Raw genomic sequence first — 16,837 nt, forward strand, 5'->3', positions numbered from 1 at the left:
TTTTAATTTTTGAAAATTATTAAAACTGATCAAATTTACACTATTTCAATATGCTATAGTTTTGTTAAATTAATCTAGAACCATCTTTCTGGTTATCATAGCGCTATCTGAGTGAATATTTACAAAATAAATGCCTTTAGAGAGACCTGTTACATTAATAGTTTTAGTTTTTGAGCTATCGTTATTAGATATATCAACCTTAGAAATTAATCTTCCACTTATATCATACATATTCACTTTTTCTAAATTGATAAAGGAATCATTTTTTATATAGAATATACTTTTGGCAGGATTAGGATATAAGCTAATAGCCTTATCTAACTCTTTATTTTCTACACTTAATGGACATGAAATACTAGTCATTAACGGACGGACACAAACCATAGAAGTTGTGCTTCTTGTTTGCACGTTATTAGCAGCAGTCGAATTATCAGCACTTAACACTCTTTGAGTTGTATCATTTAAAAGTGTATAGTGCATAACATCATTATTAGTATTTATAACATGACCTAATTGATGCCCATGACCTAATTCATGTAATGCAACGCTTTCAAAATCCCATTGATCAGAAGTAATGCCACCAGTATCGCTCCCAAAATACCAGGATTCTGTTTCAGGAGTGCCTGAGTCATTGATATCACTGTCAAATACAATATCCAATTCTTCTACTCGCCATTTAAGCGGTGAAGGACCACAACCAGCATACCAGGAAAAACAAACACCAAGAATATCATCATTACTCGTTATTGTTTCTAACTCATCTCCATTATCAAACCTAATGACATTAACAGGAGGTTCTGGATCTGTTTCACTTTCATAAATTGCCTCATCCACTGTTGTAGCAGAGCTGCTTATAGTCCAATTGACTCCGGTTTCGCAAACCCAATTATTAAAAGCTCTTTCAAATGCTGCTTTAGCTCCCGGGTGCTCTGAATCGTCAAAAAAATCGGTAAACATTTCCCATGTGTATCCTCCTCCACTTTGACCAATATGCTGCACTTGATAAGCTAGTTCGCCATCACCAAAATCACCTTCAACATTTAATTCGGCATATGAAATAGTTAAGTCACTAGCAGAAACATCACTAGTTGGGGTTACAGCTCCATCAGTTACACGAACTTTTCCGGTTCCGGCAACGGAGGGAATTTCGACAGTGATTTGAGTATCACTCCATGTTAATACTTGACTATCTAATGCATCTACAAAAGTGGCACCGCCATCATCAGCATTACTAAAACCAACTTTTCCTTTTACTGCTCCAAAATCAGAACCTGTAATAGTAAGCACCTCTTTAGTTCCTGCTGTTGCTGTCGTAGGAGTAAATGCAATTGAAGTAGGAACTAAAAGATTTTTCGATTGTTTTGATTGCAAGCTTTTAGATTGGGTATCGAAATTAGATATAACCCTATAATCATTTTTAGTATGGCTCATAATTTCGTTATAAAAAGACGATTTAATACCTTTCTTTTTATTAAAAGGGTTCACGGCCAAATCGTCATATAAGTTATACTTATAAAACCCTTGTGATGAACCATAAGGTCTAAATGCTTTCTTAGTAGATTTACTTTTAGTATTTATAGCAACATTGTTGTTTTGTAATGTAAAAATGCCGGCATCACCTAGTCGTAATTTTAAGCTTGGATTTGCTATTAAAGCATGTAAACCAACTGTGCCTCCTAAGGTTATAACCTCAACAGTAGTTAATGGTTCTCCTTTAAAAACTTTATAAACTTCAACAGTATTAGCTGTATAGATTATACGATGATTATCATCCCAAAAGGATTTTTTATCAACAACTTTACCTTCAATAACTAGACTTGAGTTATCTATTTGTTTTTTTAAAGATGCTTCTCTCATCAATACCTGAGCCGATAAAGTTCCTATGCCAATAAAACAAAATATTAATGCGATTGTTAGAGTCATTTTTTTCATCTGATTAGATTTTTAATGTTTATTAAAAATTGATTTGGAGATCGAAAGCTTAATATAAAAGATTCTGGACAAAACAAACTCAACTCCAGCTGCTTACCTTAATATTAAAAATATGAGGGGATTACCAAATATAATAAATTATTACATAAGATTTCTTTAGTTTTGCTACATATAATAAACTTAACGTACACTTAATATGAAATACCACCTAATTAATAATGAGCTATTTATAAAAAACCGCAAAAACTTTACTTCAAAAATGACCCCTAAAAGTTTGGCTGTTTTTAACTCAAATGATATTTATCCTATAAGTGCGGATAGCACCATGCCTTTTGAGCAGCATCGAGACATCTTTTATCTAAGTGGTGTAGATCAAGAAGAAAGTATTCTTGTACTATTTCCAGATTGCCCAAAAGAGAAACATCGCGAGATCTTGTTTTTAAAAGAAACGAATGAACATATTGCTATTTGGGAAGGTGAAAAATTAACCAAAGAAAAAGCTTTTGAAACCAGTGGTATTAAAACTGTTTATTGGTTGCAAGACATGGAGAAAATCATGTTTGAGATTATGACCCAATGTGATACTGTTTATATTAATACCAATGAGCACTACAGAGCCAATGTAGAAACTGAAACCCGGGAAGATCGTTTTACAAAATGGTTAAAAGAAAAATATCCCGCACATGCCGTTGCTAAAAGTAACCCAATTTTACAAAGGCTTCGCTCTGTAAAAGATGTCATTGAAATAGATTTAATTCAGCAAGCCTGTGATATCACCGAAAAAGGATTTAGACGTATTTTAAATTTTGTGAAGCCTGGTGTTTGGGAATACGAAATTGAAGCAGAGTTTATGCATGAATTTTTGCGAAATCGTTCTAAAAAATTCGCTTATACGCCCATTGTTGCTTCTGGAAATAATGCTAATGTATTGCATTATATAGAAAACAATCAACCGTGTAAAACAGGTGATTTAATATTAATGGATATTGGTGCTGAATATGCTAATTATTCTAGTGATATGACACGTAGTGTTCCTGTTTCCGGAAAATTCACTCCGAGACAAAAAGACGTTTATAATGCAGTGAACAGAGTAAAAAAAGAAGCCACAAAAATGCTGATTTCCGGAGCTCTTTGGGAAGACTACCATATTGAAGTTGGCAAAGTAATGACTAGTGAATTACTTGGCTTAGGGCTACTAGATAAAAACGATGTGCAAAACGAAAATCCGGAATGGCCTGCATATAAAAAATATTTTATGCATGGCACGAGCCACCATATGGGGCTAGATACACATGATTATGGTATATTAACAGAGCCCATACAAACTAATATGGTATTTACTGTAGAACCTGGAATTTATATCCCAGATGAAGGTTTTGGCATACGATTAGAAGATGACGTGGTTATTCAGGAAAACGGTGAACCATTCAATTTAATGAGAAATATTCCTATTGAAGCAGATGAAATAGAAGACATTATGAACTCATAAGATAAAGAAGAAAGGGTCGTTTTTAAACGACCCTTTTGCTAACAACACTAAAATTTTGTAATTTAAAGAGTGACTAATTCAAATAAATAATCGTTTAGTTTTTGCAGCGAATTAATTTTGTCTTTTGTATCAACTAATAGAGAAATATTATTTTTGCTTCCTCCATAAGAAATCATTCTAATTTTTACATCTTGTAATATTTGGAATAACTTATATGTGTCATCGTGGTTAACCACAGAGTGTCCTACCAAACAAATAATACTTTGATTTTCATCAACTTCTATTGTAGCTATTTTTTCTAATTCTTCAATAATTTGGTCTAAGTTTTTATCATCATCAATCGTTAAAGAAACGGCCACCTCAGATGTTGTAATCATATCGATAGACGTTTTATAAGTTTCGAAAATTTCAAATACTTTTTTTAAGAAACCATGTGCCTGCAACATTCTCGCAGATTTAATCTTTATGGCTATAATATTATCCTTGGCAGCTATAGCTTTAATACCATTTTCTGAAGTGATATTAGAAATTAACGTCCCATGAGCATTAGGGTTCATTGTGTTTTTTAAACGCACAGGAATGTTATCTGCCCTAACAGGTGTAACCGTTTGTGGATGTAATATCTTAGCTCCAAAATAAGCCAATTCAGCAGCCTCATCAAATGATAAATTCGAAATTGGCTTGGTATTTTCAACATATCTGGGGTCATTGTTATGCATCCCGTCTATGTCTGTCCATATTTGCACTTCATCTGCTTTAATAGCAGCTCCAATTATAGTTGCAGTATAATCGCTTCCGCCACGTTGTAAATTTGAAACTTCATTATTATCATCTAAGCAAATAAATCCTTGGGTGATATATATTTCTGAATTTTCTACAGCATTTATTGCAATCTCAAAGTGTTCTTTTATATAACTTATATTCGGTTCCTTATCTACATCGATACGCATAAAACTTAAAGCTGGTAATAAAGCAGAGCTTATGCCTTCTTGTTGTAAATAACAGTTAAACATATATGTAGAAAGCAGCTCACCTTGAGCCACAATATTATTTTCTAAATTTATAGAAAAGGTTTTATCAGTACATGTAGCTAAAAAATTGAAAATACTAGAAACATAATCTTTAACTTCTTTATTTAATTCTTTATTAGTTAAAAGTTTATCTATTGTAATAGCGTACGTTTCATGTAACTTATTAATTTTATCAACAGCCTCATTTGGTTCTTTGTTAGCAATATTATTTGCAATAGCAACTAACTGATTTGTAGTGCCAGACATAGCCGAAAGCACAACAATCTTCTTGTCTCCATCGTTAATAATATCTTTAACGTTATTTATATTTTCAATGGAACCTACAGATGTACCTCCAAATTTTAAGATTTTCATTTACATTAATTTGAATGTAAATCTAAAACTCCTTGGTCCAAATACTATATTTATTTAAAAAAAAGATTATTTTTGCACAAATTGTTAAATAATTAACATGAAAACCGTATCTAACTGTGTTGAAGACATTTTGATAACACAACCTTATCTGGAAGAGGCGTTGTCTAGAAATATCATAAACTTTAGTGCTTTAGCTATTGAATTAACAGAGCCTATTAGCAAAATGCTTAAAAAGGATGTTAAACCCGGAGCTATTATGATGGCCTTAAGGCGATACAATCCGCCTACAACACTAACCAATTCAATAAAGATGAAACGGGTTATTCAGAATTTAGGAGACATAACTGTACGTTCTAACTTAACAGATTTTACCGTTAAAAATTCTGATACTATTATTGACAATCATGCCAAAATTCTAGATAGAATAAATCAAGAGTCAAAACTATTTTACACGTTTACAAGAGGTATTCACGAAAGCAATATTATAATTTCCAGCAGCTTAAAAGGTTTTATTATTGATCAATTAAAAAATGAAACCTTTTTAGCAATACAGGATGGATTATCAGCAATTAGCGTAAACCTCCCTCAAGACAACTCTAAAATTGCCGGTCTATATTATCATTTTTTTAAACGTTTAGCTTGGGAAGGCATTGTACTTTACGAAGTCATTTCAACCACGAACGAATTTACAATTTTAGTAGAAGATGAATATGTAGACAAAGCCTTTGCTGCCATTAAAAAAGTAAAATCTTAGCCTTTTTCTTATTTGAATGATTTTACCTTTGCATAAGATTACTTAAAAATGAATTTACTATACAAAGGTATTAATGTTTTCTATACCGATAAGGGAAAAGGTAATGCTATAGTTTTACTCCACGGGTTTTTAGAAAACGTCTCCATGTGGGATACTTTTATTCCGACACTGTCAAAAAAAAATAGAGTCATTTGTATCGATTTATTGGGTCATGGAAAAACCGAATGCCTAGGTTATATACACACTATGGAACTTATGGCTGAAATTGTTCAGGCAATTTTAAAGCATTTAAAAATTCGCCGCTCCACTTTTATCGGACACTCCATGGGAGGATATGTGGCACTCGCTTACGCGGAAAAAAACCCAGATGCATTGAAAGGGCTATGTCTTATGAATTCTACCGCTAGTGCAGATACCCTTGAAAAGAAAAAAAATAGAGATCGAGCAATAATAGCAGTTAAACAAAACCATAAAAGGTTTATTAGAATGGCTATCTCTAATTTATTTAGACCAAAAAATAGAATTATTTTTTCAGAAAAAATAAAGCAACTAAAAAAAGAAGCTTTAAAAACACCTTTGCAAGGTATAGTAGCATCACTCGAGGGTATGAAAATTAGAAAAGATAGAGAAGCACTTCTCCATTTTACACCTTTTAAAAAAATGTTGATGATTAGCAGAAAAGACCCCGTACTAGATTATAATACATTAATTTCTCAAACAAAAAATACCGATGTAGAAGTGGTGGAATTTCCTGATGGGCATATGAGTCATATTGAAAATGAAAGGGAATTTTTGCGCACCATTGTGCATTTCATCGAAAATATATAGCATTTTATCGTTTTATTGGAATTTTTATTTTAGATTTATTGCTCATAAATTTTATCCCATGAACAAAACCTCTAACAAACCTACTTTTATTCCTAAAATGTATTGCAATCTTTTTGGCCATGATTATCAGGTAACTAAAAAAGTGACATACCATGTTAAGGAATACACATGCTCTCACTGTAAAAAACAATTAACAACGAATAGCAATGGTCAATTAATTGAACTCACACCTAAGTTTAAAGAGATAAACGACATCTTAGAACGGATACACGTTTCGAGAATGGAACGTTTAAAGAAGAAAACGCTCACTTCATCGATTTATTAACAAACTGTTAATCACATCTGATTGTTTTTATATATTTTAATGAGCTCTAACTAATTAATCTAATAGCCATAAATGAAAAACATTCATTGTAAGGTATTCGGACATGATTTCCGAGTATCAAGAAATGTTACATACCATGTAAAAGAGTATACTTGCAAAAACTGCAAAAAAGAACTCACTACCAATGGAAGCGGTAACTTGACCGAACTTACTCCTAAATTTAAAGAAATAAATGATGTATTAGAGCGTATTCATATGAAGCGACATATGAGACCCTCAATTGATAGTCAATACACAAATACAGATCATGATGAATTGGAGCCTATCCTCATCACACACGAAGTAAAATCAAGCAGCAAACAACCTTCAACTATAAATCCTGCCAATCTATTAGTATTTAAGCATTAAAATTTTTCCAGCCTTGTGCTTTAATAGGTATTTTAGTATCTGCCCTAGTTACTAGATGTATACCTGCTTGCTCTTCTTTCATATAACCAATTACGGTAAAATTTGGATTCGCTTTTATTTTAGAATAATCATCCTGAGAAATTGTAAATAATAGTTCGTAATCTTCTCCCCCATTTAAGGCAACTGTTGTGCTATCAATATTAAACTCCTCACATGTAGAAATCACCTGAGGATCTAACGGAATTTTTTCCTCATATAGATCACATCCCACCTTACTCTGCTTACATAAATGCATGATTTCTGAAGATAGGCCATCACTTATATCAATCATTGAAGATGGTTTCACCTCTAAATCTTTCAATAATTTAATAATATCTTTTCGTGCTTCAGGTTTTAATTGACGTTCTATAATATAAGAATAGCCTTCTAAATCTGGCTGACTATTAGGATTCACTTTGTACACTTCTTTTTCACGTTCAAGCACTTGCAACCCCATATAAGCAGCACCCAAATCTCCAGTAACCACCAATAAATCATTAGACTTAGCACCATCCCTATACACTTCATTGTTACTTTCTATTTCCCCAATGGCCGTTACAGAAATTAACAACCCTGTTGTAGAAGACGTTGTATCTCCTCCAACAACATCAATATTATAAATCTTTGCAGCAGTTTCTATTCCTGCATATAAATCTTCAAGAGCCTCTAATGGAAATCTATTAGACACAGCTATAGAAACCGTAATTTGTGTGGCCTTAGCATTCATAGCATACACATCAGATAAATTAACAATAGCCGCCTTATAGCCTAAGTGCTTTAAAGGCATATAACTTAAATCGAAATGAACACCTTCTACAAGCAAATCGGTTGTAACAACAATTTTTTTATTTTTAAAATCTAAAACAGCAGCATCATCTCCAATACTTTTTACTGTCGATTTATGGCTTATTTTAAAATTCTTGGTTAGGTGATCTATAAGTCCAAACTCCCCTAAATCACTTAATTGAGTTCTCTGTTGATTTTTGTCTTCTATCATGGTGCAAAAATAAGAAGCTTAAATATATAAACGAATAAACTTTGAATATTAAATAGCAAAAACCAATAAGGTGGAACACTTTTTGATCGTTTATTAAACTAATTTTATTACTTTACACTACTAAACATGTCGTAGTGCATACTAATACTGCAAACAATATGTTTATCATAGAATTCGTTTTTTATTCAAAGACTATGAGATTCTAACAAATTAAATGCTTTGAAAAAGATTAATTAAAAAAAATGCAAACATGAACTACTTAAAAAAGAGTATTTGTTCTATTCAGTTATTTGTTTTTGGTTCTCTATTATTTTTATCTACACAATCTTGTGATAGAAATAACAATGAACCCATTCTTAGAAATGACACAGATACATCTGGAATTCCTTGTGAAAATGGTTTTGCAGATATTTATCCCTGTAATGATTATGACTTAATGGCACAAATACCACTGAGTATTTTTGGAGCTACTGAAGGAAATGATTCCTGGGGATGGACAGACTTTACTACTGATAAGGAATATGCATTAATGGCAACAGATGCTAATGTGTCTTTCGTTGATATTACCGATACGAATAACCCCATATATTTGGGAAATATTCCCACCGCAACAATTAGTAGCCCCTGGAGAGATGTGAAAGTTTATAAAAATCACGCCTTTATTGTGGCAGATAATGCCGGAAATCATGGTATGCAAGTATTCGATTTGACACGTTTGAGAAATGTCGCTAATCCACCTGAAACATTTACTCCCGACGCTCATTTTACTGGGTTTGGAAGTGCACATAATGTGGTAATAAATGACGTTAGTGGGTATGCATACATAGTTGGCACTAACAGAAGTGGAACATTTGCTGGAGGCCCATTATTTATAAATATTCAAAATCCAACATCGCCAATTTCTGAAGGTGGTTTTGGAGCAGGAGGTTATTCTCATGATGCTCAAGTTATAACTTATAATGGTCCAGACACAGATTATACAGGTCGTGAAATATTAATTGGAAGTAATGAAAATGAAGTTGTTATTGCCGATGTAACCGATAAATCCAATCCAATAAAGATTTCAGATATAAGTTACTCCAACGTTGGGTACACACACCAAGGCTGGTTTACAGAAGATTTAAATTATTTTATCTTAGGTGATGAATTAGATGAAAGAGATATTGGCACCAATACACGTACAATCGTTTTTGATTTCTCCGATCTAGACAACCCAGCTTACCACATGGACTACCTAGGAGCCTCTACTGCCATTGATCATAACGGATACGTAAAGGGTGATACATTCTATCAAGCTAGCTATAGGGCTGGGATACGAATGATCGATATTTCACAAATTGCAAGTAGTACTATGACTGAAATAGGGTACTTTGATACGCATCCAGAAAATGATGACACCGGCTTTAATGGTGCATGGAATGTCTATCCATACTTACCAAGTGGCAATATTATAGTGAGTGATATTGAAAGAGGTTTGTTTGTCATTAAAAAAAGTGGCTCTTAATAGAAAGATCGCTATGCAAATCGTAAAAACAAATTTTTTTTTAGCAATTGGCATTGCTTTCTTTTTTAGTTGTTCTAATAATGATGACGCATCAAATAACACCTCTCAAGGTCTTAAGAAAGAAATAGATTTTGTAAAAACTATTGGAGGCACAAAAAATGAAAGTGCCCAATCTGTTACCAAAACTTCAGATGGTGGTTACGTTATCTTAGGGTATGTGCAAAGTACAGACGGTGATGTTGAAAATAAACAAAATGAATCTTTTGATTATTGGTTAATAAAATACGATCAAAATAACACGCTGCAATGGCAAAAAACGTATGGAGGCAGTGATGATGACCGAGGCAGTGATATCATTCAAACATCAGATGGCGGATTTGCTGTCTTAGGTTACAGCAAAAGCAATGATGGAGATGTCAACGAAAATAATGGGTTTAATGACTTTTGGGTTTCTAAATTAGATGTTTCCGGAACTATTTCTTGGGAAAAATCTTTTGGCTTTTCTGGAGCAGACCATGGTATTTCAATGATTCAAACCAATGACAACGGCTATCTTTTAACTGGCGTTTTAGATGTTTCTGCTTCAAATGGCGAGGGAAACAGCAAATCTCTTTCATCAAAAAGACATGCTGGCGGCGATTATTGGGCTATTAAACTAAATGCTTCTGGCGAAAAACAATGGAGCAAATTTTTTGGTGGTACGTTCACAGACACACCTTACGATGTTATTCAAACAGAAGATCATGGTTATATTGTTGTAGGATCTTCAGACAGTGACGATGTTGACATAAAAGGGAATAAAGGATCTTACGATTTTTGGGTTATTAAAATATCTGATACAGGCAATCTGGTTTGGGAAAAATCTTTTGGAGGCTCTGAAACTGAAGAAGCTAGAGCCATAACAAAATCATCTGATGGCAATTATATTATTGTTGGAGATACCAGAAGTAATGACTTAGACGTTTCAAGTAATCATGGTGCTGCCGATTTATGGATTATCAAAATGACTCCAACAGGAAATTTAATCTGGGAAAAAACGTTTGGAGGTAATAGCTTTGATGTGGGCCGCTCTATTTCTAAAACTCTAGATAATGGATTCATTATTTCCGGAAGTTCTAGAAGTTCGGATGGAGATATTTCAAATAACAATGGGCAAAATGATGCTTGGGTTGTAAAAATTGATGATCAAGCAAACCTAGAATGGCAAAAAACCATTGGTGGTTCCAATATCGATTTTGCTTATGATGCTGTTGAACTTGATGACAAAAGCATTATCGTTGTTGGAGAATCCAATAGCGCAAACATCGATATTCCAGACAATAAAGGGTTTACAGATTTATTAATTTTTAAAATAAAATAAGAAGATGCGAAAAATATTCTCCATACTCGTTTTTAGTGTCATCACATTATTATCCTGCGGCTCAGATAATGATGATAATGTTTCTCAAGCAAATGTTACATTTAATTTTAATCATAATTGGGACACATCTGTAGTTACAAATACCAATTTTAATACCATTCAATATACCAATGCTAATGGTGAGCAATTAAGCATTACAAAACTAAGATACCTCATTTCAAACATAACATTTCAAAAATCAGACGGAGAAACATTCGTCCTTGATGGCTATAATTTAGTTGATGTTACTAATAATACCAACCTATCTTTTACGCCAACAACAACGATTCCAACAGGTTCTTTCAGTAAAGTGCTCTTTACTTTTGGTTTTAATAACGATGCTAATTACAATAGTAATTACCCTGATTTAAATGCTACTTCTTGGAGTGTTCCGGCTATGTTAGGAGGTGGCTATCATTTCATGCAATTAGAAGGCAAATTTATAGACAATACGACTACCGAAACAGGTTACGCTTATCATGCCATAAGAGCAGTAGATAATTCCGGTGCAACACAAGTGTTTGAAAATACTTTTTTTGAAGTTGATTTAGGCGAAGTTACAATCACTAATAATGCAACTTTTGAAGTCAATATGAACATTGCCGAATGGTTTAAAAATCCAAATACCTGGGACTTAAAGGTATTAAACAATATGCTCATGCCAAACTTTAATGCTCAGGTAATGATGTTTGAAAACGGACAAAATGTATTTAGTTTAAACACAGTTAATCAATAGAATGCTTAAATGGATTTCATATTATATGCTACTTTTTTTCATTTGCATATCATGTTCAAATGAAAGCGTCAATAAATATGTCCCTACACCAAGTCCATTGCAAATTCCTCAACTTTTTCAAGACAATATACTTGCCCCTGTTGTTCCTATAAACAATCCACAAACTGTTGAAGGTATTGCATTAGGTAAAAAATTATTCTTCGATCCTATATTATCAGCAGATAATACACAGGCCTGCGCAGACTGTCATGCCCCGGAAAAGGCGTTTTCTGATGCAGATCGATTTAGCGATGGGATCGATGGTTTTTTTGGCAACCGCAATGCCATGCCTCTCTTTAACTTAGCTTGGAATTACGATGAGAAATTCTTTTGGGATGGTCGGGTATTTAGTTTAGAGCATCAAGCTTTTCTACCTGTAACAGATCCTTTAGAAATGCATAATACCTGGAAACAAGTAGAACAAAAATTACAACAGCATTCTGAGTATCCCAATTTATTCGAGCAGGCATTTGGAACTTCAACCATAGATTCTACTTTAGTTACCAAAGCCATTGCACAATTTGAACGCATTTTAATTTCTTCTAATTCAAAATTTGACAAACACCTTTTAAACAAGGCAACGTTAACACCTCAAGAACTTAACGGTTTTAATGTTTTTATGGATGAAACAAGGGGTGACTGTTTTCATTGTCATGGCAGTGACAAAAACCCATTATGGACAGATAATATTTTTCACAACAATGGTTTAGATGTTACTTTTACAGACTTAGGATTGGGCAAAGTAACCGGAGACCCGGCTGATAATGGAAAATTTAAATCGCCTTCTTTAAGAAATCTGGCATTCACCGCGCCTTATATGCATGATGGTAGATTTACAACACTCGAAGAGGTTATTAATCATTACAGTGAAGGTTTACAAAACTCTCCAACCATTGATCCTTTAATGAAAAAAGTAGCGCAAGGCGGGGTGCACCTTTCAGCTCAGGATAAAGCAGATTTGAAAGCTTTCTTACTATCATTATCTGATTATGAATTTATAAATAATTCTGCTTTTTCAAATCAGTAAAGAATTCAATAAACATGTTGCTCAAATACAAACAACACTGCTCCTCAGTTTTCAACTAGCTAAAAATTAAAGAGTTCTATTTTAAGATTCCACAACACCATGTATTTCATCGAAAAAAAAATCGTTTACTCTATTTTGTGTGATTTTTTACGATCTTTGAGTACCCAAATTTCCTACAATCATGACACATGAAAAACCTATAAATAGATTTTGCTCCATATTTGGACATAACTATTTACATGTAGCAAAAATAAATAATGAGACTTCAGAATTAATCTGTAAATCATGTCAAAACCGTTTTATTTCAACCAATAATGGTCATATCATCAATCTATCGGTATATAAAGAAATGGATGATTTCCACAGTTATCTAAAAAAGAGAAAAGTCTCTGAATTTTTTAAACCCATATCATAAGATAAATTTATATTTTAACGTGAATAATGGACAAGGCATTGTAATTGTTTTAGTGTCAAATCTATGATTGATGCATTGAAAACAAATAGATTTATTATAAAAAAATAGCCTGTGTTGGCCCTTGCTCCTTTATATCTTATAGGCATGTTTTATTTTTTTCTACAAAGGATAAAATTACATTCAAGTGAGTTAGGTCACAGATTATAACCCCCCACTAGCAAGTAACAGTATTAGTAGCGTCTTTCTACTCAAGATAAAGCAAATTTAGAAATCTTTCTATTCGCGTTTTCAAACTGTCATTTATCGATAAAAATTAACTTTAAGAGGAACAATACCACAAAATTGAAGGTTTTTCCGTCAAAAAAATAGAATTTTTCTTTCATTTTTGTATGATTTTACTTAACTTAATGTTTTGAAAATCAATTAGACTTATGAAAACTAATGTAACTACATCTCTTTTTTGCACTACTTTCGGACACAATTATTTTCGCCTAAACAAAGCAACTTTGAATACTCCAGAATTGATTTGTAAATCCTGTAAAAACTATTTTAGATTTAGCAAAAAAGGGAATATTGTAAAGGTGAAACAAAAACAAAACATTTTCTCTATCACAAAAACAAAAAGAATGGTTTAAATTATTAACCCATAGAATCCCTAGTTACACAATAAAGAGCTTTCAATTAAGCTCTTTATTTTTTAATAAGAAAAACCTATAAAACTATATACTAATATAATGTTAGGTTATATGGTAATCCATGACTTATATTGTATATTTGTACCCTATTTAGAAGCTGTCTTAATAAAATTACTGTTAATACATTTCTAAATTTAACCAAAGAATGATATGATAAAAGTTTCTGAAACGGCTAAAAAGAAAGTTATTGAATTAATGACTGATGACGGCTATAATCCTTCAACAGACTACGTACGTGTAGGAGTTAAAAGTGGTGGTTGTTCTGGGCTGTCTTATGATTTAAAATTTGACAAAGAAAGTAAAGAAGATGATAAGGTCTTTGAAGATAATAATGTAAAGATTATCGTAGATAAAAAAAGCTTTTTATACCTAATTGGAACAACACTTGAATATTCTGGAGGATTGAACGGAACAGGTTTCGTATTTAACAATCCTAACGCAAACCGTACTTGTGGTTGTGGCGAATCATTTTCATTATAAAAGCCCATCTAAATCTTCCCAAAGGGAAGACTTATATAACTAAAAAGAACAATGAGTAATAAATACACAGAGGACGATTTAAGGGAAGAACTTAAAACCAAAGAATACGAATACGGTTTTTATACTGATATAGAATCAGATACATTTCCTAATGGTTTAAATGAAGATATTGTACGTGCTATTTCCAAAAAGAAAGAAGAGCCACAGTGGATGACCGATTGGAGACTGGAAGCATTCCGTGTTTGGAAAGAAATGACCGAACCAGAATGGGCAAATGTACATTATGAAAAACCTGATTTTCAAGGCATTTCATATTATTCTGCACCAAATAGCAAACCTAAATATGATAGTTTAGATGAGGTAGATCCAGAGTTATTGGCAACTTTTGACAAACTGGGCATCTCTTTAGATGAGCAAAAGAAATTATCTGGTGTTGCCATGGATGTCGTTGTAGATTCTGTTTCAGTGGCAACAACATTTAAGAAAACCTTAGGAGAAAAAGGCATTATATTTATGAGTATTTCTGAAGCTATAAAAGAGCATCCGGAATTAGTCAAAAAATATTTAGGCACCATAGTGCCCCAAAAAGATAATTTTTACGCTGCCTTGAATAGTGCTGTGTTTAGTGATGGTTCTTTTTGCTACATCCCAAAAGGCGTTCGTTGTCCTATGGAGCTATCAACTTATTTTAGAATTAATCAGGCTGGCACTGGTCAATTCGAAAGAACATTAGTCATTGCTGACGAAGGCAGTTACGTAAGTTATCTTGAAGGCTGTACAGCACCAAGTAGAGACGAAAACCAATTACACGCAGCTGTCGTAGAGCTCATTGCTTTAGACGATGCTGAGATTAAATATTCAACAGTACAAAACTGGTACCCTGGGAATAGTGAGGGAAAAGGAGGTGTTTACAACTTCGTGACCAAGCGTGGTTTATGTGAGAAAAATGCAAAAATCTCCTGGACACAAGTTGAAACAGGTTCTGCCGTTACCTGGAAATATCCATCATGTGTATTAAAAGGTGACAATTCTGTTGGTGAATTTTATTCAATAGCAGTAACAAATAACTACCAGCAAGCTGATACAGGAACCAAAATGATTCATTTAGGGAAAAACACCAAATCGACTATCATTTCAAAAGGAATTTCTGCTGGAAAATCGCAAAATAGTTATCGTGGTTTAGTTCAAATAAATTCCAGAGCAGAAAATGCACGTAACTTTTCGCAATGCGATAGTTTACTAATGGGAAATGAATGTGGTGCACATACCTTTCCATATATAGAGGCAAAAAATAAATCGGCTAAAATAGAACATGAAGCTACCACTAGCAAAATTGGAGAAGATCAAATTTTCTATTGTAACCAACGTGGTATTGATACAGAAAAAGCCATTGCTTTGATTGTAAACGGGTTTAGTAAAGAAGTTTTAAATAAACTTCCTATGGAGTTTGCAGTGGAAGCTCAAAAATTATTAGAAATAAGTTTAGAAGGAAGTGTTGGATAAATGTCATTCCTAAGAAGGCAGGAATCTCATAAACCAAACCTAAATATATAATTGATATAGAAAAAAGAATCGAGATAAAAGGAAATAAACTTTGAATCTTGAACTTAAAACTTTGAATTAAAAAGTATGTTAAAAATTGACAATTTACACGCAAGTGTTGAAGATAAAACGATTTTACAAGGTATAAATCTAGAAGTAAAAGCGGGGGAAGTACATGCCATCATGGGGCCTAATGGTTCTGGAAAAAGCACATTAGCTTCTGTTATTGCAGGAAAAGAAGAGTATGAAGTAACTAAGGGCAATATTGAATTCAACGGTGAAGATATTGATGAATTAGCTGCCGAAGAACGCGCTCATAAAGGTGTATTTTTATCGTTTCAATACCCCGTCGAAATTCCTGGTGTTTCTGTTACTAACTTCATGAAAACAGCTATTAATGAAACCAGAAAAGCAAAAGGTTTAGAAGATATGCCTGCAAAAGACATGCTTAAATTAATACGTGAAAAATCTGAACTTTTAGAAATCGATAGAAAATTTTTATCACGTTCTTTAAACGAAGGGTTTTCTGGAGGGGAGAAAAAACGTAACGAAATTTTTCAAATGGCCATGCTAGAACCTAAACTAGCCATCCTTGATGAAACTGATTCTGGTCTTGACATTGACGCTCTACGTATTGTGGCTAATGGTGTAAACAAACTTAAAAGCAAAGACAACGCTGTCGTTGTTATTACACATTACCAACGCTTGTTGGACCACATCGTTCCTGATTTTGTACACGTATTATATAATGGGAAAATCGTGAAATCCGGGACAAAAGAACTTGCTCATGAGCTCGAAGAAAAAGGTTACGATTGGATTAAAGAAGAAGTGAACGCATAGCAG

Annotated in this window: 16 protein-coding genes; 13 read left to right on the forward strand and 3 right to left on the reverse strand. The window is 33.1% G+C overall.

What is annotated here, in order from left to right:
* Nucleotides 1–69: 69 nt before the first annotated feature.
* A complete protein-coding gene (locus tag Q4Q47_RS06350) occupies nt 70–1,932 on the reverse strand; it encodes a T9SS type A sorting domain-containing protein (protein WP_303305810.1) in 1,863 nt (620 codons plus the stop codon).
* A gap of 196 nt (nt 1,933–2,128) precedes the next feature.
* On the opposite strand from Q4Q47_RS06350, the gene Q4Q47_RS06355 reads away from it, so the two are divergent.
* Entirely contained in the window at nt 2,129–3,421 is a 1,293-nt protein-coding gene (locus Q4Q47_RS06355; RefSeq protein ID WP_303305811.1) for an aminopeptidase P family protein, read from the forward strand.
* A 62-nt stretch (nt 3,422–3,483) separates the two neighbouring features.
* Here Q4Q47_RS06355 and Q4Q47_RS06360 read toward each other — a convergent pair whose 3' ends face one another.
* Nucleotides 3,484–4,806, reverse strand: coding sequence for an aspartate kinase (locus Q4Q47_RS06360; RefSeq protein WP_303305812.1), 1,323 nt, complete (start codon nt 4,804–4,806; stop codon nt 3,484–3,486).
* Nucleotides 4,807–4,903: 97 nt separating this feature from the next.
* Between Q4Q47_RS06360 and Q4Q47_RS06365 the strand changes: the two genes are divergently transcribed.
* From Q4Q47_RS06365 to Q4Q47_RS23695, 4 genes are all read left to right on the forward strand, one after another.
* Nucleotides 4,904–5,560 (forward strand): hypothetical protein, encoded by a 657-nt coding sequence (locus Q4Q47_RS06365; protein WP_303305813.1) that lies wholly within the window; start codon nt 4,904–4,906, stop codon nt 5,558–5,560.
* Between the two features lie 48 nt (nt 5,561–5,608).
* Nucleotides 5,609–6,388, forward strand: a complete 780-nt coding sequence (locus Q4Q47_RS06370; protein WP_303305814.1) for an alpha/beta fold hydrolase — start codon at nt 5,609–5,611, stop codon at nt 6,386–6,388.
* Between the two features lie 58 nt (nt 6,389–6,446).
* The gene (locus Q4Q47_RS06375) at nt 6,447–6,713 is read left to right on the forward strand and encodes a hypothetical protein (protein WP_303305815.1); all 267 of its coding nucleotides are present in this window, start codon (nt 6,447–6,449) and stop codon (nt 6,711–6,713) included.
* A 72-nt stretch (nt 6,714–6,785) separates the two neighbouring features.
* Nucleotides 6,786–7,121 carry a hypothetical protein gene (locus tag Q4Q47_RS23695; RefSeq protein ID WP_331497688.1) on the forward strand — a complete coding sequence of 112 codons (336 nt, stop codon included), beginning with the start codon at nt 6,786–6,788 and terminating at the stop codon, nt 7,119–7,121.
* Here the strand turns inward: Q4Q47_RS23695 and thiL are convergent.
* Nucleotides 7,111–8,157, reverse strand: a complete 1,047-nt coding sequence (thiL, locus tag Q4Q47_RS06385) for a thiamine-phosphate kinase (protein WP_303305816.1) — start codon at nt 8,155–8,157, stop codon at nt 7,111–7,113. The genes Q4Q47_RS23695 and thiL overlap by 11 nt on opposite strands.
* Before the next feature lie 250 nt (nt 8,158–8,407).
* Here thiL and Q4Q47_RS06390 point away from each other — a divergent pair, with 250 nt between their 5' ends.
* The 8 genes from Q4Q47_RS06390 to sufC all read left to right on the forward strand — a co-directional run bounded on the left by Q4Q47_RS06390 (nt 8,408) and on the right by sufC (nt 16,834).
* A complete protein-coding gene (locus tag Q4Q47_RS06390; protein ID WP_303305817.1) occupies nt 8,408–9,661 on the forward strand; it encodes a choice-of-anchor B family protein in 1,254 nt (417 codons plus the stop codon).
* On the forward strand, nt 9,636–11,021 hold the full coding sequence (locus Q4Q47_RS06395; RefSeq protein WP_303305818.1) for a hypothetical protein: 1,386 nt from the start codon (nt 9,636–9,638) through the stop codon (nt 11,019–11,021). Before Q4Q47_RS06390 ends, Q4Q47_RS06395 begins: the two co-directional genes overlap by 26 nt.
* 4 nt (nt 11,022–11,025) lie before the next feature.
* The gene (locus tag Q4Q47_RS06400) at nt 11,026–11,796 is read left to right on the forward strand and encodes an MbnP family protein (protein ID WP_303305819.1); all 771 of its coding nucleotides are present in this window, start codon (nt 11,026–11,028) and stop codon (nt 11,794–11,796) included.
* Nucleotides 11,797–11,821: 25 nt separating this feature from the next.
* Nucleotides 11,822–12,862 (forward strand): cytochrome-c peroxidase, encoded by a 1,041-nt coding sequence (locus Q4Q47_RS06405; protein WP_303305820.1) that lies wholly within the window; start codon nt 11,822–11,824, stop codon nt 12,860–12,862.
* A gap of 181 nt (nt 12,863–13,043) precedes the next feature.
* Nucleotides 13,044–13,277, forward strand: a complete 234-nt coding sequence (locus tag Q4Q47_RS06410) for a hypothetical protein (protein ID WP_303305821.1) — start codon at nt 13,044–13,046, stop codon at nt 13,275–13,277.
* An 845-nt stretch (nt 13,278–14,122) separates the two neighbouring features.
* The gene (locus Q4Q47_RS06415) at nt 14,123–14,452 is read left to right on the forward strand and encodes a HesB/IscA family protein (protein ID WP_303305822.1); all 330 of its coding nucleotides are present in this window, start codon (nt 14,123–14,125) and stop codon (nt 14,450–14,452) included.
* A gap of 51 nt (nt 14,453–14,503) precedes the next feature.
* On the forward strand, nt 14,504–15,955 hold the full coding sequence (sufB, locus tag Q4Q47_RS06420; protein ID WP_303305823.1) for a Fe-S cluster assembly protein SufB: 1,452 nt from the start codon (nt 14,504–14,506) through the stop codon (nt 15,953–15,955).
* 126 nt (nt 15,956–16,081) lie between these two features.
* Nucleotides 16,082–16,834: a Fe-S cluster assembly ATPase SufC gene (sufC, locus tag Q4Q47_RS06425; protein WP_303305824.1), complete on the forward strand. Its 753-nt coding sequence runs from the start codon at nt 16,082–16,084 to the stop codon at nt 16,832–16,834.
* The last annotated feature ends 3 nt before the right edge of the window (nt 16,835–16,837 follow it).

Source organism: Flavivirga spongiicola (genome assembly GCF_030540825.1).
GTDB lineage: Bacteria > Bacteroidota > Bacteroidia > Flavobacteriales > Flavobacteriaceae > Flavivirga > Flavivirga spongiicola.